This window comes from Bdellovibrionales bacterium, from assembly GCA_016716765.1.
Classification (GTDB): Bacteria; Bdellovibrionota; Bdellovibrionia; order Bdellovibrionales; family UBA1609; genus JADJVA01.
Window position 1 is genome coordinate 1436160 of sequence record JADJVA010000020.1, and the last position, 19989, is coordinate 1456148.

Annotated in this window: 20 protein-coding genes, 2 tRNA genes and 1 pseudogene; 9 read left to right on the forward strand and 14 right to left on the reverse strand. The window is 45.2% G+C overall.

Translation table 11 applies throughout. From position 1 onward, the window contains the following. Positions 1-34 precede the first annotated feature (34 nt). Positions 35-1249, forward strand: coding sequence for a hypothetical protein (locus tag IPL83_15575; GenBank protein MBK9040558.1), 1215 nt, complete (start codon positions 35-37; stop codon positions 1247-1249). Position 1250: 1 nt separating this feature from the next. Here IPL83_15575 and IPL83_15580 read toward each other — a convergent pair whose 3' ends face one another. Further along, positions 1251-1550, reverse strand: a complete 300-nt coding sequence (locus IPL83_15580; GenBank protein ID MBK9040559.1) for a YggU family protein — start codon at positions 1548-1550, stop codon at positions 1251-1253. 278 nt (positions 1551-1828) lie between these two features. On the opposite strand from IPL83_15580, the pseudogene IPL83_15585 reads away from it, so the two are divergent. Further along, positions 1829-3006 (forward strand): annotated as a pseudogene (locus IPL83_15585) (aminotransferase class V-fold PLP-dependent enzyme). Positions 3007-3060: 54 nt separating this feature from the next. Here the strand turns inward: IPL83_15585 and IPL83_15590 are convergent. After that, positions 3061-3723, reverse strand: coding sequence for a hypothetical protein (locus IPL83_15590; GenBank protein ID MBK9040560.1), 663 nt, complete (start codon positions 3721-3723; stop codon positions 3061-3063). Between the two features lie 214 nt (positions 3724-3937). Here IPL83_15590 and IPL83_15595 point away from each other — a divergent pair, with 214 nt between their 5' ends. The 4 genes from IPL83_15595 to IPL83_15610 are packed head-to-tail and all read left to right on the forward strand — an operon-like array spanning position 3938 to position 7340. Beyond that, positions 3938-4774, forward strand: a complete 837-nt coding sequence (locus tag IPL83_15595; GenBank protein ID MBK9040561.1) for a phosphatase PAP2 family protein — start codon at positions 3938-3940, stop codon at positions 4772-4774. 7 nt (positions 4775-4781) lie between these two features. After that, entirely contained in the window at positions 4782-5762 is a 981-nt protein-coding gene (locus IPL83_15600; GenBank protein ID MBK9040562.1) for an ATP-binding cassette domain-containing protein, read from the forward strand. Beyond that, a complete protein-coding gene (locus IPL83_15605) occupies positions 5756-6562 on the forward strand; it encodes a hypothetical protein (GenBank protein ID MBK9040563.1) in 807 nt (268 codons plus the stop codon). The genes IPL83_15600 and IPL83_15605 overlap by 7 nt, the downstream gene beginning before the upstream one ends. A 1-nt stretch (position 6563) precedes the next feature. After that, entirely contained in the window at positions 6564-7340 is a 777-nt protein-coding gene (locus IPL83_15610; protein MBK9040564.1) for an ABC-2 family transporter protein, read from the forward strand. A 92-nt stretch (positions 7341-7432) separates the two neighbouring features. Here the strand turns inward: IPL83_15610 and IPL83_15615 are convergent, their stop codons facing one another. The 3 genes from IPL83_15615 to IPL83_15625 all read right to left on the reverse strand — a co-directional run bounded on the left by IPL83_15615 (position 7433) and on the right by IPL83_15625 (position 10749). Then, positions 7433-9637 (reverse strand): hypothetical protein, encoded by a 2205-nt coding sequence (locus IPL83_15615; GenBank protein ID MBK9040565.1) that lies wholly within the window; start codon positions 9635-9637, stop codon positions 7433-7435. A gap of 166 nt (positions 9638-9803) precedes the next feature. After that, complete coding sequence (locus IPL83_15620; GenBank protein ID MBK9040566.1) at positions 9804-10532, reverse strand: hypothetical protein; 729 nt, start codon at positions 10530-10532, stop codon at positions 9804-9806. A gap of 140 nt (positions 10533-10672) precedes the next feature. Further along, positions 10673-10749: transfer RNA gene (locus IPL83_15625), tRNA-Arg, on the reverse strand. Positions 10750-11019: 270 nt separating this feature from the next. Between IPL83_15625 and gmhA the strand changes: the two genes are divergently transcribed. Then, positions 11020-11607, forward strand: coding sequence for a D-sedoheptulose 7-phosphate isomerase (gene gmhA / locus IPL83_15630; GenBank protein ID MBK9040567.1), 588 nt, complete (start codon positions 11020-11022; stop codon positions 11605-11607). Positions 11608-11663: 56 nt separating this feature from the next. Continuing rightward, positions 11664-11756, forward strand: a tRNA-Ser gene (locus IPL83_15635). Positions 11757-11811: 55 nt separating this feature from the next. Here IPL83_15635 and IPL83_15640 read toward each other — a convergent pair. Beyond that, the gene (locus IPL83_15640; protein MBK9040568.1) at positions 11812-12027 is read right to left on the reverse strand and encodes a DUF2905 domain-containing protein; all 216 of its coding nucleotides are present in this window, start codon (positions 12025-12027) and stop codon (positions 11812-11814) included. A 1826-nt stretch (positions 12028-13853) separates the two neighbouring features. Here IPL83_15640 and IPL83_15645 point away from each other — a divergent pair. Next, complete coding sequence (locus tag IPL83_15645; protein ID MBK9040569.1) at positions 13854-14045, forward strand: ATP-binding protein; 192 nt, start codon at positions 13854-13856, stop codon at positions 14043-14045. A 164-nt stretch (positions 14046-14209) separates the two neighbouring features. Here IPL83_15645 and IPL83_15650 read toward each other — a convergent pair whose 3' ends face one another. The 8 genes from IPL83_15650 to IPL83_15685 form a co-directional block, all read right to left on the reverse strand. After that, positions 14210-14971, reverse strand: a complete 762-nt coding sequence (locus IPL83_15650; GenBank protein MBK9040570.1) for a hypothetical protein — start codon at positions 14969-14971, stop codon at positions 14210-14212. Between the two features lie 93 nt (positions 14972-15064). After that, positions 15065-15484, reverse strand: a complete 420-nt coding sequence (locus tag IPL83_15655) for a hypothetical protein (GenBank protein ID MBK9040571.1) — start codon at positions 15482-15484, stop codon at positions 15065-15067. Between the two features lie 172 nt (positions 15485-15656). Further along, a complete protein-coding gene (locus IPL83_15660) occupies positions 15657-16352 on the reverse strand; it encodes a nitroreductase family protein (GenBank protein MBK9040572.1) in 696 nt (231 codons plus the stop codon). Beyond that, the gene (locus tag IPL83_15665; protein MBK9040573.1) at positions 16325-17440 is read right to left on the reverse strand and encodes a hypothetical protein; all 1116 of its coding nucleotides are present in this window, start codon (positions 17438-17440) and stop codon (positions 16325-16327) included. The genes IPL83_15660 and IPL83_15665 overlap by 28 nt, the downstream gene beginning before the upstream one ends. A 3-nt stretch (positions 17441-17443) precedes the next feature. Beyond that, positions 17444-17899, reverse strand: coding sequence for a YceI family protein (locus IPL83_15670; GenBank protein ID MBK9040574.1), 456 nt, complete (start codon positions 17897-17899; stop codon positions 17444-17446). A gap of 107 nt (positions 17900-18006) precedes the next feature. Continuing rightward, complete coding sequence (locus tag IPL83_15675; protein ID MBK9040575.1) at positions 18007-18678, reverse strand: cytochrome c; 672 nt, start codon at positions 18676-18678, stop codon at positions 18007-18009. Positions 18679-18722: 44 nt separating this feature from the next. Beyond that, positions 18723-19217, reverse strand: a complete 495-nt coding sequence (locus IPL83_15680; GenBank protein MBK9040576.1) for a YHS domain protein — start codon at positions 19215-19217, stop codon at positions 18723-18725. 13 nt (positions 19218-19230) lie between these two features. Further along, on the reverse strand, positions 19231-19983 hold the full coding sequence (locus IPL83_15685; GenBank protein MBK9040577.1) for a hypothetical protein: 753 nt from the start codon (positions 19981-19983) through the stop codon (positions 19231-19233). Positions 19984-19989: the final 6 nt, after the last annotated feature.

Sequence of the window (19989 nt, forward strand, 5' to 3'; positions counted from 1 at the left end):
TTTACCATAGTTGTTGGGAGGGGAGGCATCACTCATGAAACATGCGGTTTTGCCTCCCATAGTTCTGCTCTTTATTTTTGCCGTAACCAGCTTCTCTCCCGCTTGGTCAGAAGCTAATTTCGGGCAGCAAACGGGCCTCTGCAGACGCCTGGTGACAGCTGCGATAGAGTCCACCTCTAAAATCGCATCGGGCACGGCTATCAAAACAAAACAGTACCTCACAGAAGTAAGAGAATCTAATGGTCGAAGAATAATTGCAAAGCCGGCCGAATTGGGTGAAGTCGAGACTCAGTGGATGGGACTACTGACTAAAGTCAATCCCACTCAAGCCGACTTTTCCCGTTGGCAAAGATGGACTCGTTGGTTGAGAGCTCCTTCCCGGTGGCTAGCAAGACTGATGGGCCAACCAAATTACCGACTCACGCCAGGAACCTTTTACTACCAGACTGGCGTGGAACGACCCGTGCGATCTCTGTTTAGACGGATTCGAAACGAGAACATGAGGCCCACTCTTCTCACAGCCATGCTCATGACGGCAATCTACACGACACCCATCACATTAGCCCTAGACAGCGCTTTAGAGGCTCGCAGCCAACAAAATACCACTCAAATTGAATTACTCATTGAACACGATTACCGATTCCAATCCATCTTAGAGCTTCGGCGCTCAGAGCAAATTGACAGATCAGAGGCAGCACAGGCGGCTTTTCTTTTAAAGATGGCCTGGGAAGAATATTGGCAGCGATTTGGTAGCCTCCCACCAGAACAACTTCTTTCCGAAGACGCCGCTCGAGTGGCAAGTGGCCATCCTCTATATATTCACCTCAACCAACTCTTCACCCGGGGTATCGAAGCTAAACCTGAAGCTCAACACACAGACCGAGGAATCGGCCCCCTCAGTCCGGAAGAAAAAAGGGATCTGTTACTTCTCACCTATCAGTCTTACGCTCGAGCAGCGCTCTCGGTAGATTGGCTTCTCGGCCATATTCCATCGCGAACCAGAATACCAGACTGGATCTCAGAGAACATTTCTCAGTTTGAGAACGACAGTTTTGCTCTCCAAATACGATCCAGAATTCAGGCGGGTGAGATTTCTAAACTTCAAGGGGTGAAGTTACTCCAAGAAGATATTTCTAACCAATTGACATTGGCCATCAATTTACGACTTGGAATCACCTTTGTAATTGAAGAATCTGGTCAAACCATCACACTTGAGATGTTGCGAGACGAGCTACTCGGAACAAAATAAATCAGGGACTACTGATTCCCCGCTTGGCCAAAATCGCTTTTGCCTGAATCATTCCTATTCCAGTCACTTCAATCATTTTTTTTCGACTGCTCGTCCCTCGTTGCACAGTTACTTGCCTCTGACGTACCTCAAAAAGCTCAGATATAAACGATTCTACGGCCTCGTTGGCTTTTCCATCGACGGGCGGGGCCTTAATTCGAATCTTCAGACTGCCATTGTGCTCCCCAATGATCTCTGATTTGGATGCATTGGGCTGTACGATCAAACTCAATTGAATACCATTTTTGATTTCCCTTAACATAGCTTCAAATCCGACTCCCTCAGTAGTGCCAAGAACATACCTCAAATTGACTCTTGAAGTCATGAACAACGAGCCTGAAAAACAGATCTTTTTACTTTTTGCCTTATCTTCAGATTCTAAGATAGATGATAGTCGTCAGGAAACAGGCTCTCACAGCCGATTTGGTCGGCCAAAAAGTTTTGATGATGAAGAATAGGCAGGACAAAATGAAAATAAGCGAGAATTCGAAAACAAAGGCATCTATAAAGCCGCTTGATCCAGTTGAGTCGCTGGCCGAAATGCACCACGAATTTGGCGAACATGGCGGAGTTAATATGTCTATCGAGGCCAGCACGACTTTTTCTGTGATGGATGCAAAGACTCTCCCTGCGATATTTCGTGGACAAGTCGGCCCTAACCAGGGTGGGTGTTTTCTTTACGGAAGGCATTTCAATCCAACCGTATACAATTTAGGTAAGCAGTTGGCCCAAATGGAAGGATCTGAGACTGGCTATTGCACCTCCTCCGGAATGGGCGCGATTTCATCTACCGTTCTCCAATATTGCAATAGCGGGGACGAAATCTTGGCAAGTCACACCATCTACGGCGGAACCTTTGCTTTTTTTAAAGATTTTCTCCCTTAAAGTGTGGCATTAAAACCAATTTCGTGGATATTTTGAATTTAGATTTGGTCGAAAGGGCTTTCACCAAAAATACACGTATCCTCTATATCGAGACCATGTCCAATCCCATGCTGAGTATTCCAGACATTCCGAAGCTGGCATCCCTCGCTCACAAGCATGGAGTTAAGCTAGTCGTTGACAATACTTTCACTCCCCTGATTGTATCCCCAATAAAATGGGGCGCCGACGTTGTCGTTCACTCTCTTACCAAGTTCATAAACGGCGCTTCTGATATTATTGCAGGAGCCATTTGTGGACCGACCTCGCTGATCGAATCTCTGATGGATCTCCATTTGGGTTCAATGATGCTTCTCGGTCCAACTCTGGACCCCCATTCGGCATCCTCCATTGGTCTTCGAATTCCTCATTTATCCCTTCGAATGAAGGAACACTCTCATCGTGCCTTGATTTTTGCTCAACGATTGGAGGAACTAAAAGTCCCGGTCATTTATCCAGGCCTTCCTTCTCATCCAGGTCGCTCTACCTTGGATCAAATCCGAAACAAGGAATACGGCTACGGAGGCCTCCTGTGCATCGATATGGAAACAACTGAACGGGCGTATCGACTCATGGATCTGCTTCAAAATGGAGAAAAATTTGGCATTATGGCTGTGAGCCTCGGCTACTCTGAAACCTTAATGACATGTCCTGCGAGCACCACCTCCAGCGAGTTGAGTGAAGAGGAACTCAAAAGTGCAGGAATACGGCCAGGACTGGTGCGCCTCTCAATTGGCTACACTGGCTCCCTTGAGCAAAGATGGAGCCAGTTTGAAAGAGCACTTGATAAAATTTGAATAGAAAGCACTTGAGGAGAGATTTTTCGGTTCCAAAAAAATGAGAGAAGCCCGTCAATCCCCGTCCATTTTTCCCTGAAGATTGGAGTAGACTTTGTAGCCTCCTCCAGTGACTTCAAAAATAGAAGAAGTAAGTCCGCTCACAGAAGCATGAACGAGATAACCAGAGGCTAATTCCTGTTTAGCTCCGCTCGATGAAAAGCCCACGACGGAATTTCTTCCTGCAGCAGCTAAAAAGTCAAAATTTTTCTGAAGCGAGACAGCAGTGCCCGTGTTGGTCACCCTCATCGTCTTTGTGCCCGCAGAATTGGCTCTCATCGCACAAACGGAGACGCCATTGATGTCAGAATTAGTGCACGGAGCGCCTGTCACCCCAGCCCCACTCAAAATTTGGTAGTCAGGACGATAGTTGGCCACCAACCTTCCATCAGAATTAATCAGTCTGATCAAAATATAGAGTGGCGTCTGACCATCGGCAATTCCCGACCCGCTCACAATAATTTCAGATTTACCAAAATCATTTCCACTGCTGCCAATCCCAATATGTCCCTTTATTTGATTATTAACATTACAGCCAAAGAGGGACAAACTCAGGCTAAAAAAGACGAGGGCGCGTACTGCTCTTACAGATAAAGCCGGTGAAGGTGAAGCTTTCGCACCTCCGGATCCCATCGACGCAAACAACACAAAAGGATTCATTCTCTGCCAACCTGTCATAATAAAACCCCTGAATCTAATATCAAAGTGCCAAGAAAAAGCTCGCTGTTATCATTATAATAATAAATCCTCCCGCCCTTCGCAAAGAAGTCTCAGCCTCCGACTCCAAATGGGTCATCGTGATCGACTCCTTTTGATAAAAAGCTATCCCCTCTCGTTTTAAAGATCAGTCAAGCATTGAAAATGGGGATCGGTCAGCATATGGTGAACGGCGATGAATAACCGTCAATTTTATTTGCCACGAATTTTTGTTCGCTTTTTATTGATTGCCTTACAAGTGACTGCCATCATGCCAGTAGCAGAAGCCTCCGGCGATCCCGAACCTGCTAGCTCCAATCACTCGCAATATTTTGAACCTCAACTGATCCGAGATGAGTTAACTTCTCCACTGAAGACGGACGCTAGGAATTGGCTTATCGGCGGCACCACATTGACTGCCGCTCTCGTCCTCTTAAAAGGAGAAGTTGTCGATCCCATTCAAAGAGATTTTTCTCAACGCAAGCCGCTGGGAGACTTCTCCGTTCTTGGTGACTATGGTGGCAGATTTATCCCCAATGCAATTTACTCGGGGGCGATGTACTGGGCCTACAAAGTTACAGATGAGAATTCATATCTTGAGTTTAGTCTTATCATGATGAAAGCCAGTGTGTATGCCGTCGCGACATCTACCCTGCTCAAAGTCACAATTCAAGAACCGCGCCCCAACGACAGAAATGATACAAAATCATTTCCTTCAGGACACACCACGGCCGCTTTTGCATTTTCATCTGTGGTGACAGCCGAACATGGTTTTTTCCCTTATGGTCTCATGGCCACAGCTCTCTCTACATTGACAGGCTTGAGTCGCATCAACGACAATAAACACTACCTCCACGATGTTGTGGCTGGCGCCACCATTGGTACAGTTTTTGGCCTCGGAGTCTCAAGGGTCAACAAATCCAGAACGAGCAGCAGCCGGGAACAATCAGAGAATTCCATTCCAAGGTGGCAAATCGCTCCCGCATTGACGAAGGATTTCGTCGGTCTTTTTCTCAGCTACGAATTAGGATAAATTGAGCATGGTTCCATTTGAAAACCAACGTCCTCTCGCTATTAGTGCCTCGCAGTTATTTAAGCGCTTTGCTCCGTCTCTGCCCCCTGCTGTCAATCATCTTGATCTTCAAGTATCGGTTGGAGAATCCGTTGCGTTTCTAGGGCCAAATGGCGCTGGCAAGAGCACCACTATCAAATTACTCTGCGGGATTCTAGTTCCAGATCATGGCGAAGTGAAGATCATGGGAGCCCCAGCTGGATCAAAAAAAGCCAATCTGCTGCTCGGTTTGGTTTTTGGAGCCAGATCACAACTGTATTTTCATATGACCGTACACCAGTGTCTCATTTTGCAAGCTGAAACCTATTACGTCAGTGGTGCAGATCAGAAAAAGCGCATTGGTGAACTGAGTGAAATATTTGGCGCCACAAACCTTTTAAAAAGGCGGGTTCGAGAGCTCTCTTTGGGAGAGCGAATGCGCTGTGAGATTATCGCAAGCCTTGTTCACCGTCCAAAAGTCATACTTTTGGACGAACCAACAATCGGCTTAGACATAGGAGCTAAACTAAGTCTTCGAGAAAAATTGAAGGAATGGCAAAGGAATGAAAAGACAACGATGCTTCTCACCAGTCATGACTTGGGCGATGTCGAAGCCCTTTGTGAGCGGTGTATCCTTATCAATCACGGAGAAAAGGCCTATGACGGACGTCTCGAACAAGTCAGAGGGGACTTGTCTACCATTCGAAGAATTAAGCTTTTACTTGGTGAAGGCGCCGCTTCAACTCAAGACCTTATCAATGGGCTGCATGAAATCGAAAGCAACAACCCCATGGAAAAGAACTTTGAATTTTGTTTGGATAAGACCCCCCTCCCCAGAGTGATGGAATTTTTATCTCTGAACTATGGAACCCTCCTGCAAGATATCCAGATCTCTGGAGTTCCTCTGGAAGAGGTCATTCAAAAGCGCTACTCTCGCACACGAATTGAAGCGAAACAGACGCGATGTTAAGATCTGTCTACCAAAATTCAATTCTGGAAATTCGGTACTATTTTTTACTGATGTCTTTTAGTCTCCGCGAAAACTATACCGACCTGCGCGCTACGGGAGTTACCTATTTCCTCTTTTGCTTCTTCATTTGGCTCCTTTCGCTCGTATGGGTAAAGTTTCATCCTCAGAGCAGCCATTTTTCACACGCTCAAGTCTTTCTCTATCTCGGTGTGACAGAAATGCTGTTTATGAGCTTTCTCAGCAAAAAGATGATCTTGCGAGGCACTGAGGATTTCTCTCTTTTTCTTGCACGCCCTCGTTCTTGGCTGGCTCGGGAGATCTGCTCCAATATTGGAAACTGCCTCGGCAAGAGAATCATGTATTCATTATTTCTCCTTGCATTTTCTTTCTTACTCGGCGCTTCCCCAGCCAATAAAATGGAGTTTATCGGAAGAATCATCGAACTCATCCTCCTCCTTGCAATTCCACAAGCTCTGTTGGTCACTCTCTTTAGTGCTTTTCGGCTCTCTTACACGCAAACAGATTATTTTATTCTTCCATTTTCTAAATTGTTCTTGGCCCTCGGCGGTGTTTTCGGTCCTCTCAGTGATTTTGCAGATCCCTGGAAGAAAATCTTTCTCCAGCTACCTGGATCTGATCTCTTCTTTCAGCCCGCCTTTTACGCAGTCCACGGACACTTCTATCAAACAACAGGAAACATGTGGCTTTTTCGACTACTGCTCATTGACTCTGTTTTGATCCTATTGCTCCTTCTTTTCTACAAAAGGGGACGTAAACTATTTCAGGCCTGGGGAGGATGACATGAGTCTCATCGGCCGCTCAGCTCGGTTTCACTTCAACTCTCACTGGTCGAGTCAATCTAACTTCTGGATTGGCATTACTGGTATGCTTGTGAATAATTCCCTGACTCTTCTCGGTATTTGGGCCATGCTTTTCGCGGGAAAAACTTCCCTCATCGAGGCGAGGGACACTTTTTTTATTATGAATTCTGTTCTCATGTTGGCTTGGGGTGCGATTCACGTGTTTCTAGGTGGAGTCGCAAACCTGGATACTCAGATCAACCAAGGGAGTCTCGATCTTGCTATGGTAACGCCAAGAAGCCCCTTCTTGACCCTATCTCTCACCAGTTCCGACTTGCCCGCTTGGGGCGACGTAATTTTGGGAAGCCTGGGTCTGGTTATTTTTTCCTTTCACTCAGGATTTCTGTTTTTTCTTCACAGCCTAGTCATGGTCTTTTTCGCCTGTGTTTCTCTTTACTCCTTTTTTCTTTTCTCTGGATCTTTGGCCTTTTGGTTTCGCCGAACCGAAAATGCTCATGCCGTCTTAATCAATATGTGTTTGGCGTTCAATACTTATCCTATTTTTGGCGGAAGCGAGAGCGGATCGCGTTGGGCCATCTTTCTAACTCCCATCCTTCTCGCTGGTGTGATACCAGCTTCCTTTTTAGTACAACCCACACTAGAATTACTGGCTTTGGAAGTGATTGGCAGCCTAGTTGTTCTATTCGCAGCAAAAAAGTTTTTTTACTTGGGGATGAAGAGGTATCAGAGTTGCTCCATACTCGGACTTCAGAGATAAAGATCTGCGGTTTATCTAAGGTTTATTTTAGGTTTATTTTAGGTTTGTCTTAGATCTATTTTCGAGATATTTCCTGAATTTCTTGAATTAGATTACATCTCTTTTGAATTCTCCAAGCCTTCTCTAAGAACTTGTCGAGTTTTTTCAAGTCCTGGGCTTTCCCGCACTCTTTTTTGGAGCGAATTAAAGATTTCCGAAGCTTCAAACGACTTCCCTAATTGAATAAAATGGAAAACATCACCGAGAATAATATTATCTCGAATTGAAAATCGAAAATCCTCATCCTGGAAGGATTCTCTTGGTTTCAATTCCGGATCGATAGACTGGTAGTTGTCTTTTTCATTCTGCCAAATTTCTCTTGCTTGTTTCATTTCACTTTCTTCAATTGTCCTGTTGATTGTCCCTTCGGCAAATGCCACGTCAACAGTGGGCACCTTGAATTCACTATTTCCGAAAACCCAATTTGCGTATTTCTGATTTGGTTTCTGGTAACGAAGCTTGGCTACAATTGATAATCTAGAAGAATCCTTTCCAATTCGCACCTGAAATGGGATATCTATGAAATTCTTTGTCGGTATTATATTTTTCTGATCTGACGAGAACAGCCAAGATCGATGCCTATCCGTTTCCATCAAATTGCCTTCGACATCCCTTGGTACAGACCTCAATACAACCGTCTTAACTTCATCCAGCAGATTGTCCTTGTCTAGGCTGCCATATTGAAAAATCAGATTTCCCTTTTCATCCTTGATACCTATTTCTGGCCAAGCCAGAACCAAATCGCTCTCTGGTCCGGCAGGGAAGGAATGCCCGACGCCAATGTTGGCAATTCGAACAATAAAATCCACTTTTCGACCCATAAATACACTGGGCGATAATATGCCAATAAAAACTCTTTTATCTTGAATAAATTTTTGAGAGTCCATCATCTGAGTTTCTTTTTCAAACAGTTTGGCCATTGTAAATCCTGCGGATAGAAATCGATGGCTTGCTACTTTTCCTTTTGTCTTAGCTGAAACATCAGCATTCGTACTGATCCCTTCCATATGGCAATTCTGACAGGTTTTAAAATTCGCAGACGCTGATTGTCCATAATGCCCATCTCTCCAACTGGGATACTGTAAGCGCATATGGCAGGCAGCACAGTATTTCGCCTCCTTATAATCGGATTTCATGTACTCCAGTTTATGTGATGAGGGTTTCAGTTTAATAATGCTATTGTGCAACGAAGCAATTGCTTCACTTTTGGATTCTGAAAACAGGAATTCATTTTTTTCCTCAACTTCATAGGACACCCACTGCCCACTCACTTTTACTTTGCTCATTTTATGACAAAGAACACAGGATGCTCCCTCATGCTTTTTGAAATCCCCGTAATTGTGATTGATTTGCCCTGTTACGAGACCCACAGGTGAATGGCAGGCGGCACAAACCTTAAACACCTCAGGCCCCTTGTGATTGGTATGAGGCGTTTTAAAAAGACCCTTGTCCGCCTCTGAATTCAATAATTCTGCAGTCTTTATCACAAAGGGATTAGGCGTTCTGTAGTGCACCGATTCTTCCCACTGCTTATAGATTTCCTCATGACAGCCACTTGCACCGCAACTCTTTGAATTGGTAAAACCATCAAGAGATAGGAGATTCCCCTTAGCAAGAGAAACGTGACTCGGAGAAAGAATACTTTCTGTCTGAGATTTCCGGCCCTTGTTGAGATAGTTTTTGTAAACGTATCTCGCTTCGATTGCCAAACCAAGAGTCAAAGTGAAGGCCACCAAAGTTGCCGTCCAGCGCACCCCTGAGTAGACTATTTTTTTTACAGCCTTGTGAAAGACATTCTTCTGGAACGGCAACAAGGAGTCCCAAACGAATCGAATAATGAAATAGACATAGGCCGAGAGAAATAAAACTGCCGTAAAGGATGAAAGAACATGAAACCACCAAATCCATTTAATTCCTGTCACTCCAACCCACAGCATAGGAAGTGCAGTCCCGTACGAAATAGTCAAATTCACAAGCGAGAGGACGCCAACCCACCAAACCCTCCTTTCGCCTTTTGAGAAACCGTGAATCCGTAGGCGAAAATGGAGCATAATGATCGAGAATATAAGAAAAATACCCAGATAGGCATGAGCTAAAAGAACAAATCCAGAGATAGAATTTAGTCTGTCACAAAATAAAAGAATGATTCCCGTGATCAATTCAAACGCGATCAGACACAATCCAAATCTAAACGATCCCGTTTTCCAATCCCGGGAAGTTTCGATTTTTCTTATCTCCTTCACAAATGAATCCGACAAAAATGTGGCCTTCTGCAAGAGCAGGTTCTCAAGTTATAGAAGCGATTATAATAATATTCTCTCAATACGGAAGAGGATAAGCGCAACCGATGAGAGAATTATCAGAGTGCGCTAAGTCCAAGGCTTGGCATCCCGAAATACCTGGTAAGAATTGAAAAGCAAAACTCTAGAGATTGCGCGTCCAATCTTGATATAACTGTATGGCATCAATAGGCCTTATTTCGCGCACCGGTTCAAGTTCAAGGTCGATTTCAACAGGAGCAGCAGGGTCGGTAATTGCCCGCATCCATTCGGCCAAAGTCAGAGGCTTCGGCGATATCGCTACATCAAAGATCCATATTCCGTCACCGTCACCATCGGACCTTCGCGCGTAAGGCACGATGTGCCAACCCCACTGATACTCATGCTGATCAACCCAAGAAGTTCCAGTTAGATTTCCTGCCGCTATCAAACGGCCAAGATAGATATCGCGATCACTCGAAAAAATTGAAATTTCTTCAGCCCGGGAGTTACACCCCCAAACTATGTTTGCTAGACTTCTGAGTGGCTTCGTTACACAGAATCCCGCCATCAAAGAACTCGCTTCAGAGCCACTTAAAACAGTGGTCAAATCTGGTACCGATTCAAATTTTCTCTTGGTTCTCTCAATAAACGACTGCCTCGCTTCTTCAATAGTCTTCCATTGTGAACGAGGTGCCTGGGAGAAATAGAGATCAGGAGATTCATATCTTAAAGGTGCTTTCCAATTGCGAGGCCGCTTTTTCACAAAGACAGATTCGGGAATGGTGGCCCCTCTTAGCAGATGGAAACAATCACCACGACCTGGCATCTGGCCTTCACCAAGTATAGGAAAAAACAGGAGAACAAATCCAATGAAATATTTAGAATAATTCACTCTATTTCCAACTACTTAGCGCGGCCATCGTCATCCAAAAATTCGTGTCAGAATAGACACTTAACTAAAAAGTCTGGGCTCAGTTTTTAAAGAGCCGTCTTCCCATTCAGGAAAATTCCATACGTATTCAATAATGAAATTGGCGCGCCCGGAAGGAGTCGAACCTCCGACCACATGATTCGTAGTCATGTACTCTATCCAGCTGAGCTACGGGCGCGCACGCAAAGAATCGACTGGCACACTTTTAGACATATTGTGCTAGGAAATCAAGGTCTCTCTTTCGTCTTAGTGTCCAGCTCAAGAGTCCCATCCGGTTTTGCTCAAAAGCCATAAATCCATATATCTGTAAATCTACAAATCTATAAATCTATAAAGCCAAAGGTGACAATCAAGGGTCCTTTAGGCATGTTGAAGTTGATGATTTGACCAGAGGGCCGTTCCTGTTCTGCCGAACAAGGGGCCTGACAAGCGATGCTGAGGTTTAGATATGACATTTACTTCTCTTTGGAAAAATTCCCTGACTGAGTCTCGCCAGATTCTAGATGAATTTATTAATGATTCCAGTCAGTTAGATAAGTGCAGCCAGTTTTCTCGTCTTCTCATTGAGACCTTTAAAAGCGGTGGTCACCTCTTTACATGCGGAAACGGCGGAAGCCACTGTGATGCAATGCATTTTGCGGAGGAGTGGACGGGTCGATATCGCAAGGATCGGAAACCCATGGGTGCAATCGCTCTGGGAGATGCAAGCCACACTACCTGCGTTGGAAATGACTATGGGTTTGACTCCATCTTTTCCCGACAGCTTGAGGGCCTCGGCCGTGAAGGTGATTTGCTCGTGGGACTCTCCACAAGTGGGAATTCACCCAATGTCATTCGAGCAGTTGAAATGGCTAGAAACATGAATATCCGTACTGTAGGCCTCTTGGGACGCGACGGTGGGGAACTCAAAGACATCTGTGATCTATCAATCACAGTGCCAGCAAAAACGTCTGATCGAGTGCAGGAAATGCATATCAAGATTATACACACGGTGATTGAGACTGTTGAGCGGGAGATCTTTCCAGGCAACTATTGAACCTTGATTCTACCAATGTCCTGTGGCAGTGTTCCCGAAAGCTAACAGGGTCACCTGGAGAGGTGGGTGAGTGGCTTAAACCAGTTGTTTGCTAAACAACCGTATGGGGTAAACCCGTACCGCGGGTTCAAATCCCGCCCTCTCCGCCATCTGAATTTTTGACTCTTCAAAAGCTGACAAACCTGAGTACCAAATGTTGGATCTCTAAGGTCTAGAAACAAGCCAAACGATAAAACTCAACACGAGACTTAATAAAATACTTGTCGCTAGCGGAAAATGGAAACTAAAGCCAGGCTTTTCGATATGGATATCGCCCGGAAGGCGACCCAATATATTCAAAAACGGAATTTTGTCAGCATAGACAAAAAAGACCCCAACAATCACCAGAATGGTGCCAGCCCCTATCAGCAGTTTGCCTATGACAAAACTCTTTCGGTCGACTGATAGGAAATTGCCGAATTATCCGGAGGCCCTTTTCCGATCATAGATCTCCGCAAGTCGAAACCAGCAGAAGCCGACGCTCTGCTCGATCGCACAAGAATTGGATCTTGGAGCGACTCCATCTAGGTTGGTCCCACAGACAATCTTCGAAGAGATTCCGGTGTCGATTCCGTGCAAGTTTTACCGCTATCTTGAGAGGCAGCATTTTCCAGTCCGACCGTCTGCTTCGGGGCTCATCACCTGAAATCATTCCTCCCCGGGGAATGCTTGCAGGTGGACTGGGCGAAGGCTCTCGATGTTAGATCAGGACGGTCGCAAACGTACCATATGGGCCTTTATCGGGATTTTGGGTCCAGTCGGTACGATGGTTCGAGTGATGGACAAGTGCGATTTTGTGCAACGGTGAAAGCGATCCAATCAATGCTCTTTGAGGTTGGGTGGGGTTCCAAGGAAAATCACCTCTGACAATCCAAAGGTATTCGTGAATCGTGCCTCGGGCACGAGCCGATTTGAATGCCGGTTGGGATTTGCATCGCATACCGGTTTTACGATAGAGGCCCTCCCTCCGGCGGATCCACAGAAGAAGGGCAAGGGTTGAACGTACGGTGCAATTGGTTCGGCGGCTTTTTGAGTCCTTTGATTTGAAGGAATTTTCAATCGAGAAAGCCCAAAGCCATATTGATTTGAAAATGAAGATTGCCAACTGTCGCAAGCACGGCACTCATGGCGAGAAGCCTGTGGGGTTTTGAGAATCAGGAACAAAAGACATTGCGTGACTTGCCCCAGGTTCCTTATGAGATCGAGACCATTTTGAATGGTTTGTTCGCCGTGATGGATATGTGAGGTTTTTGAATAAATACTATCGAGTTGACTTGAGGTTGTCGGGCCAAGTGTGCTTTGATTGGTAACGGAGAAAAGCTTTCGATTTACTGCGCTGGGAGGCTGGAAGTCTATGATGTAATCAAAGACAAGTTCCAGCGCCAGGCGTGCAAGGATCCTACAATCCTCGAACGAAACGAATTTGCAGAATCACGCCCATTACATCAAGCAGGCAGAGGCTATCGGCGGCAATGTCGCTCGAATGATCCAGATCATTTTATCGAGGGGGAAGGTTTTGAGACACTGGTGGTCTGGGGAATCCTGACGTTGAACAAAATACCAGAATGCCTTGATCGACAAGGCCTGTGCGTCTGCAATTGAAATCAGTTCGATCGTTTTCGCACGGTCCTCGTTTTTGAAGATGACACCAAAAGTAAAAATGGAGACTGAAAATTTTAATACAACGGGCGGCAAGTTCACAAGGCCGATGAGTGAGTATAGGGCTCACTTACGGGTCGTGAAATGATGTAGCCAAAACCAAGAGGGAGCGTGGAGTGAGCATAGAACAATCCGTCAGCAACTGACGATGCTAAGGCTACCGTCGGCAGCTGAGAATTTAGAGTCGGTTTTGGCAGCCAGAAAAATCAAGTCCGATTTTCCTGGCTGACGACATTATTTGAGCATGAGCTGAATACGCGCAAGGAAAAGCGATTGAACGTAGGATTAAAAGGCGACATTCCCAAGAGGAGAACATTGGAGCAGTTCAATTGGAGTTTTAACAAGAGGATCAATCGCGAGAAGATCGAAGGGCTTTCGAGTTGCAAGTTCGTAAGAGGACAATGAAATTGCATTGTTCTGGAGTCCAGGAACTGGCAAAACCCACTGCGCAATTGCTTGGGCATGAAAGCCAGTACTGGGCCACAGTGTGTTTTGTTCGAGCGTAAAAGACTCAGTGCCAAGATCGGATGGCCCGGGAGCGGAACACTTTGGATAAATTGTTCAAACAAATTTTGACGTCCAAACTTTGGATCCTTGACGACTGGGGCGTAGTGACGATGCCACGGGATGTGAGTGAAGAGATATTTGATCTCTTTGATCGACGCAAATACAACTCGGCGATGATCTTGACCAGCACCGAGATGTCGAAGAATGGCCCAAGTCTTTTTGCCAGATATTGACATCGAAAAAACTGAAGTATAGACCTCCAAAAATCAGGCGGTCCAGTTATATGAGATTAGCCGGTCCAAGTATGTGAGACGGGACACTATGGATGAAAATTCCATGGAGATACTGATACCATTGACTTCCCTTAGAAGGCAATGGCTCGAGAATAAAGCGACTGTCAGAAGGAGAGACCGTGCTGCCTGCAGCCCGCAGTGCTGGCAGCCTCGGTTTGAACAAAACCAATTTCTGCAACGTCTTTGAACAAGGGTTTTCTCAGGTAAGAAACCGGTAATTCAAGCCAATCGTCAAAGCCTAAAATATGGGTGGCAGATCTACCTGGTTCATACCAGCTATCGACTACAAAATCTTCCTTGGTTCTCAAATTGACAATCCGAGAGGCCACATGGCCCCCATTTAACCAGTCCTTATGAATCGGAGGACGCTTTGTGACCATTCTGGCCAAAAAGAAGTGTTGTAGGAGTCCGCGCTGAGACAATACTTCGATAAAGGAGTTATACGTTATGGTTCTATTCCAACAGTTGAATTGAAAACCACCAAACAGCTCCCCTTTAATATTAGTCCAGTTGCTGCCTTCCGCATCATCCTTTAAATAAGTGTTTTGCTCAAAAATTTGAGAGGCCATCCTCAAGGCGCGAAGCTCAGAGACTTCGCTCAAGCTGAGACGACCAGATTTCAATGAATCTCTTTCGCTTTCAGATAAATTCATTTCATCTATCCGAATTTTAAACTGCAAATCTATCTCTGCCTGAATGCGGTCCGAAAGGCAAATCCATCGCGCCATTTGCAATATAGGCTCCTCATTGCTCTCAATTTTATAACAATCTCCGATTTCGCCGGCACTCCTTTTTTCTTGGATTTTAGCAACAGCTCGCGATTGAATGTCTGAGAGCCGAACGGAGCGCATTCCTGCAGCAGCCATCTCTGCCTGTCCTTGAAATTAAGAACAACCCCAAAAAGAAGAGATATTTTTGAATGCTTTTGGTTCTCCCCAAGAGGCTTACGTCAGGCTTATTCAAAACAAGCCCTTCACCTCGCTGAGAAAATGAGCACATAAACCTTCAGGCATTGCGATGCCTTGAGGAGCGGCTACCCCCAAAGCCCAAGTTAATAAGGGCCTAATTGCATCTGGCGATACCGGTTCTTCGGATTTCAGCCGAAGAACATACCCGTTTCTTAAGGGGTGGATGCCTACTTTTATCCTAGGCCATCCTTCCACGTCGGGAAAAACAAAGTTGACAGACTGAATACCTTGGCCATCGCTTAACTGACCATTTCGCACCTTGCACTTGGCTCCCGTAAAATCAATATTCCATTGGAGTCTGCCTACGCACTCCTGAGGGTCAACGCTATAACTCCTCGAAGCCTGCGCAAGCGCATCAGAACAAGAAATCAAAGCAACCAGACTTAGGTGAGCCAGAACGAATAATTTCATGGCTCACGTCTACCGCAAGATTTTGAGCATTGGTATAAGATTGAAAATCTTATATAAGCAGATCGATTGGATCTGAATTCAAGGCTCGCGCCAATATTCAAGCTCCATAGGACCTGGAAATTCACAGGAAAATTTGGCCACTGCAAGGTGACTCCCTCAAAATTCAGTCCGGTCAGTACTCCCCCATAATTTGGTCTAAATTTTTTCTATGAATATCTGGAACTTTGACAGGCTTCTTGGCATAGCCTGTCACCACGATCATGAAAGGCCGAAACGAGTGGTTTAGATTCAACACTGAATTTAGGAAAAACATCGGCCTCGGAGTATGGGTCAACGTTGCCAGTCCAGCATTGTGGAGTGCCGTAATCAACAATCCGACAGAGATTCCCGTAGATTCAACTGGATAATAGGTCCGTTGATTATATCCGTCTTCAGTCTTAATTGACACCCGACTAAAAACAGCTATCAAAGCAGGCGCCTCGCTCAGATAGGGTTTTGAGGCATTGGTTTCAAGAGGTTTGAGGTCCCGAATCCACCCCTGACTCGCGCCTTTGGCATAAAATTCCCCTTCGACTTTCTCGGCCGCTTCTCTGATTCTATCTTTCATAGACTGAGAAGTGATCAAAGCAAAATACCAGGGCTGACGATTTGCTCCGCTAGGAGCTGTCCCAGCAGTTTTAATCGCATTCAGGACAATCGCCCGATCTATTGGTTCCGATGAAAACTCACGGATGGTTCTTCTTGCAGACATTTGCTTGAAGAACACTTCTGATCGTGCAACTGGATCAAAATCGGATTCACTGGAAAGAATGCAATTATAAGTATCGATCACAAATTCACCTACAGATAAACATGAAATAGAAACCATCCGCTGTCACTCTGGCCGACAGGAAGGCTCCGATTCACCCCTTTTTTGTACTCGACCTGAAACTCAAAGTGAGGAAGTGGCAAAAATTGTAAACCTATTCCAACCGACGACTGCTGTGTCCCTGAATCATTTAGATCTGTCTGCAAATGTTCTCCAAAAAGGTAGGGGAAAAGTCCCTGAATCGCTTGGTATCCAAAACTCAATGTTGTGGCCGTCAGCTCCTTCTGGTCAGTCGGAAAATCTGAGAGATGAGATTCTTCATAGGAAGTTTCAAATTTTAATACCATTTTTTTGTTTGTGGCAATAATTCCATTCAAATTGAACAGACCTCGTCTCTTCTCCTCGCTCTCCCCAAGCAGAATGTTTGCTCCCAATTTTGAGTTCTCGAAAAAGTATTTTGAATATCCTGCTGATATGGAACGTTCTTTGGACTTTTCTCGTGGAATATCAATTCTGCCAAGATCTGCCGACACAAAAATTTCATCGGCCTCACTGAATTTGGAGATTTCAAGTACATAGGATTCACTGTTTGACCCGAAACCAAGAGGTTGCTTTGTGACCCTTGTGTGATTTGGGTCATTGAGACCAAAGTTAAGCCGAAATTTGCCAAGTCTTAACCTTAGTTCATCGGTCAATTCCCAAATCAGATAGTGACGCTCTGACAAAAAATCGCCCCTCATGGGGGTTCCCGCCGGTCCATCCTGAACACCCGCGGTCCCCACAATCCAGATCTTCGCATAATTTAAACCCAGTTCGATATTCCTTTGCATGACAAACTGTTTGCCCTGTTTGATTTGTGAGTTTTCAAAATAGGTTTGAACAGCACGATAGTCCCCGCCAATTTTTAATTGCTTTGTATTTCTCGCCAGCCCAAACAGAGGGTGTTCTGAGCTTTTCCAACTCCAAGCACTCATTAATTCTTTTGATAGCGAGCGCCCGTAGTCAGTTAAAAGTCCCCCGCCAGAAGGCGAGATATGGCAGGCCATACAGTTCAAATATCCATGGGTCAGAGTTTCAACAAATCCAAACGATGGCACTGCTGACAAAACGAAGCCCGCCAAAAGAATTGCACGTAATGTACCTAACACAATTTACTCCATTTTCATGACTGATGCTTCGACTTTAATCTCCACTTCTTCAGCCACCGTGATTCCCTGAAAACTTGGTATTTCAATATTAAAGTCAGAAAGTTTGATTTTGAAATTTGCAGAGACGATCCTCGACTCCCCACTGACGACGGCCTCACCCTCAATCGGCCGGTCCATCCCATGAAGGCTCAAAATCCCTATGAATCTTCGTGATTCATTTGGCTGATTTGGTATTGCAAAATCTCGAACTCTGAGCGTCGCTATCGGAAATTTTTCGACTTCTAAATATTTGTCTTTTAAATGATTGTCCCTGAGATCGATTCCCGTCTTGAGAGATTTTAGGTGGAATTGAATCTCTCCGGATATAGTTCCATTCATTTCGCTCAAGGAGCCAGTTGCGCCATCGCCAGTTCCCTTGATTGAGATGAGGGCCGGCCTTCCTTTCGCAACAAATTGCACCACACCCTTGTCTGAATGAAAATTGTAAACAGAGGCTTGAGCTATGAGAGAGAGTAGAATAGAGAAAAGGAAGAAGCATATAATAAGATTTCATTTTTAATTCCCTCCTAAGGAAGTCCCATGGCAATCCATGTACTCAGTGCTTTAAATTCTTCGTTGGAAATCTGTGGAATATTCGACCAAACCGGGGGCATGGGCTCAACGTCATACAAAATGTTCAAGAAATAGCTATTCTGTGGAGTATCAATATCCAGTAATTTTGATCCGTTGCCGAAGACGCGATTCCGACTATCAAATATTGCCTGGCGGCTCGATAGATCCAAAAATTTTGCTTGCCCCTCTGGATTGTGACAAACAAGACATTTGGGAAAGAGTATATTTTCTGAAATTGACTTCCAATTCGGTTCTATTGAAATTGGCAAAGACGGTTTGGAGGGTTCTCCGTCAAATTCAGGAGCTCCTCGATCGATCCAATCGATCAGATCTACCTTTTGCCTATCTGTGAGTGGGCCCCCATTTTTAGGCATTCGATTCGTTACCACCGCAGATCGGATAGCCGCGATCTCACGTAGGACTCCTCCATAGGAGTTGTACTGAGAATGACAGGAAATGCATCTCTTAGAGAAAATGGAAGTCGTAATGCTGGCAAAATTGGAGACTAAATTGCTTTGAGTTGATTGATTCTCTCCAATTTCCGTATTCTTTTGCTTCAGGTAATCTCCACAGGAGGATAGAAATGCACAACATATTATCAATGTCAAAAAGCCATTTGGCCGCATACTTCTACCCTCCCCTCTCTTCGCTATTCATTGAGACTCAAAACCTAGTTTCTGGGATCCTCGCCAGAGAATTTCTTCCAAAATTCGTCCGCCCGCTTTTCATACCCGATGACGTCACTGTCAAAATTTTGCTTCGCTCTCTTTGCGATAAAGAAGTGAAGTCGATTTCCGTGAATGGTATAAATCATCGGCTGAATGTCGACCTTACTTCCGGATGCCATCGCATAGGCACACCAGCCACCGTAGGTCGGCTCGTATTTGTCAGGATTCTGAACGAACTGATCTAGGTTTTGAGCTGTGGAAAAGAAATAGACGACACCCATGTACTCCAACCGCAAATCCGGTTGACCGACTTGTGGCTGACTGCCCCCTTCCGGAAAGTAGGAGACTGGATCGTATCCTTTCAGGCCAATACCTGATTGGATGTTGTACTCTCCCACATTTCTTTCCTGTCCGACGGCTGTCATAACCGAAAGCAACCCCGCTAAGGCGATTCCCGCCAACGCCCGTAGATCCAATCTGACCTGAGAGTTATTCATTTCATTCCTCCAGTTAGTGTTTCAACTTTAATTTGGCTTGAATTGCACCGGACACCGGAAACAGAAGGCTCTGGACTTGGAATTCCCCGTATTTCATCTCAAGCGCATTTATCAGACTGGGGAAGTACCCCGCAAAAAAGCGAATTTTACCTTGATCTCGATTAGGAAGCGATAGTTCTCGCAAGCACGAAACTGCATCTTTGGCTGATGGGCAGAGTTCGTCCACGTCTGGATACACCATTCCTGTCGGGATTACTGGTTCCTTAAATCCGCCTGTTAGGACTGGGTGGTCGTTTTGGATAATTTCACTGCTCACATGATGCTTCAGCGCAACCAGGCTATGGCTATTCAGAGAAACAACTCCGCAGACATCTTTTGTTTTTCCATACATGGTCTCAAAATGAACACTCTGCTGCCTTGGATTCATAACCTGAACCTCAATCGACCTGGATTCGCCAGGGAGAATGGGGGTTGTCGTTTCTGCGACAAACTTCACTGCAGCATTCGATTTCAATTCGTTCATTCGAGTCATTCGGTTTCCGGTCTGACACAATTGAGTAAAGCCGACTGATGGAACTGAACCAATTGGTGCTGCCGATAGACCGTCTCCCTTTACATATATAACCGCTGGCGAAAGCGGCATCTGTGATCCATTGGTTATTGTGAGTTCGTATTTTTCAATTGCCTGCGCGAAAGCAGTGGCCGAGACAGCCAAGCAGGTGGCCACCAAAATTCTCATGATTGTTGTTCTATTTCGAGTTGTCATACTATG

What these genes read in the sequence shown, in the direction of transcription:
- IPL83_15575 (MBK9040558.1), top strand. Translation starts at nt 35, where the DNA reads ATGAAACATGCGGTTTTGCCTCCCATAGTTCTGCTCTTTATTTTTGCC.
- IPL83_15580 (MBK9040559.1), bottom strand. Translation starts at nt 1,550, where the DNA reads ATGTTAAGGGAAATCAAAAATGGTATTCAATTGAGTTTGATCGTACAG.
- IPL83_15590 (MBK9040560.1), bottom strand. Translation starts at nt 3,723, where the DNA reads ATGACAGGTTGGCAGAGAATGAATCCTTTTGTGTTGTTTGCGTCGATG.
- IPL83_15595 (MBK9040561.1), top strand. Translation starts at nt 3,938, where the DNA reads ATGAATAACCGTCAATTTTATTTGCCACGAATTTTTGTTCGCTTTTTA.
- IPL83_15600 (MBK9040562.1), top strand. Translation starts at nt 4,782, where the DNA reads ATGGTTCCATTTGAAAACCAACGTCCTCTCGCTATTAGTGCCTCGCAG.
- IPL83_15605 (MBK9040563.1), top strand. Translation starts at nt 5,756, where the DNA reads ATGTTAAGATCTGTCTACCAAAATTCAATTCTGGAAATTCGGTACTAT.
- IPL83_15610 (MBK9040564.1), top strand. Translation starts at nt 6,564, where the DNA reads ATGAGTCTCATCGGCCGCTCAGCTCGGTTTCACTTCAACTCTCACTGG.
- gmhA (MBK9040567.1), top strand. Translation starts at nt 11,020, where the DNA reads ATGACATTTACTTCTCTTTGGAAAAATTCCCTGACTGAGTCTCGCCAG.
- IPL83_15650 (MBK9040570.1), bottom strand. Translation starts at nt 14,971, where the DNA reads ATGGCTGCTGCAGGAATGCGCTCCGTTCGGCTCTCAGACATTCAATCG.
- IPL83_15655 (MBK9040571.1), bottom strand. Translation starts at nt 15,484, where the DNA reads ATGAAATTATTCGTTCTGGCTCACCTAAGTCTGGTTGCTTTGATTTCT.
- IPL83_15660 (MBK9040572.1), bottom strand. Translation starts at nt 16,352, where the DNA reads ATGGTTTCTATTTCATGTTTATCTGTAGGTGAATTTGTGATCGATACT.
- IPL83_15675 (MBK9040575.1), bottom strand. Translation starts at nt 18,678, where the DNA reads ATGCGGCCAAATGGCTTTTTGACATTGATAATATGTTGTGCATTTCTA.
- IPL83_15680 (MBK9040576.1), bottom strand. Translation starts at nt 19,217, where the DNA reads ATGAATAACTCTCAGGTCAGATTGGATCTACGGGCGTTGGCGGGAATC.
- IPL83_15685 (MBK9040577.1), bottom strand. Translation starts at nt 19,983, where the DNA reads ATGACAACTCGAAATAGAACAACAATCATGAGAATTTTGGTGGCCACC.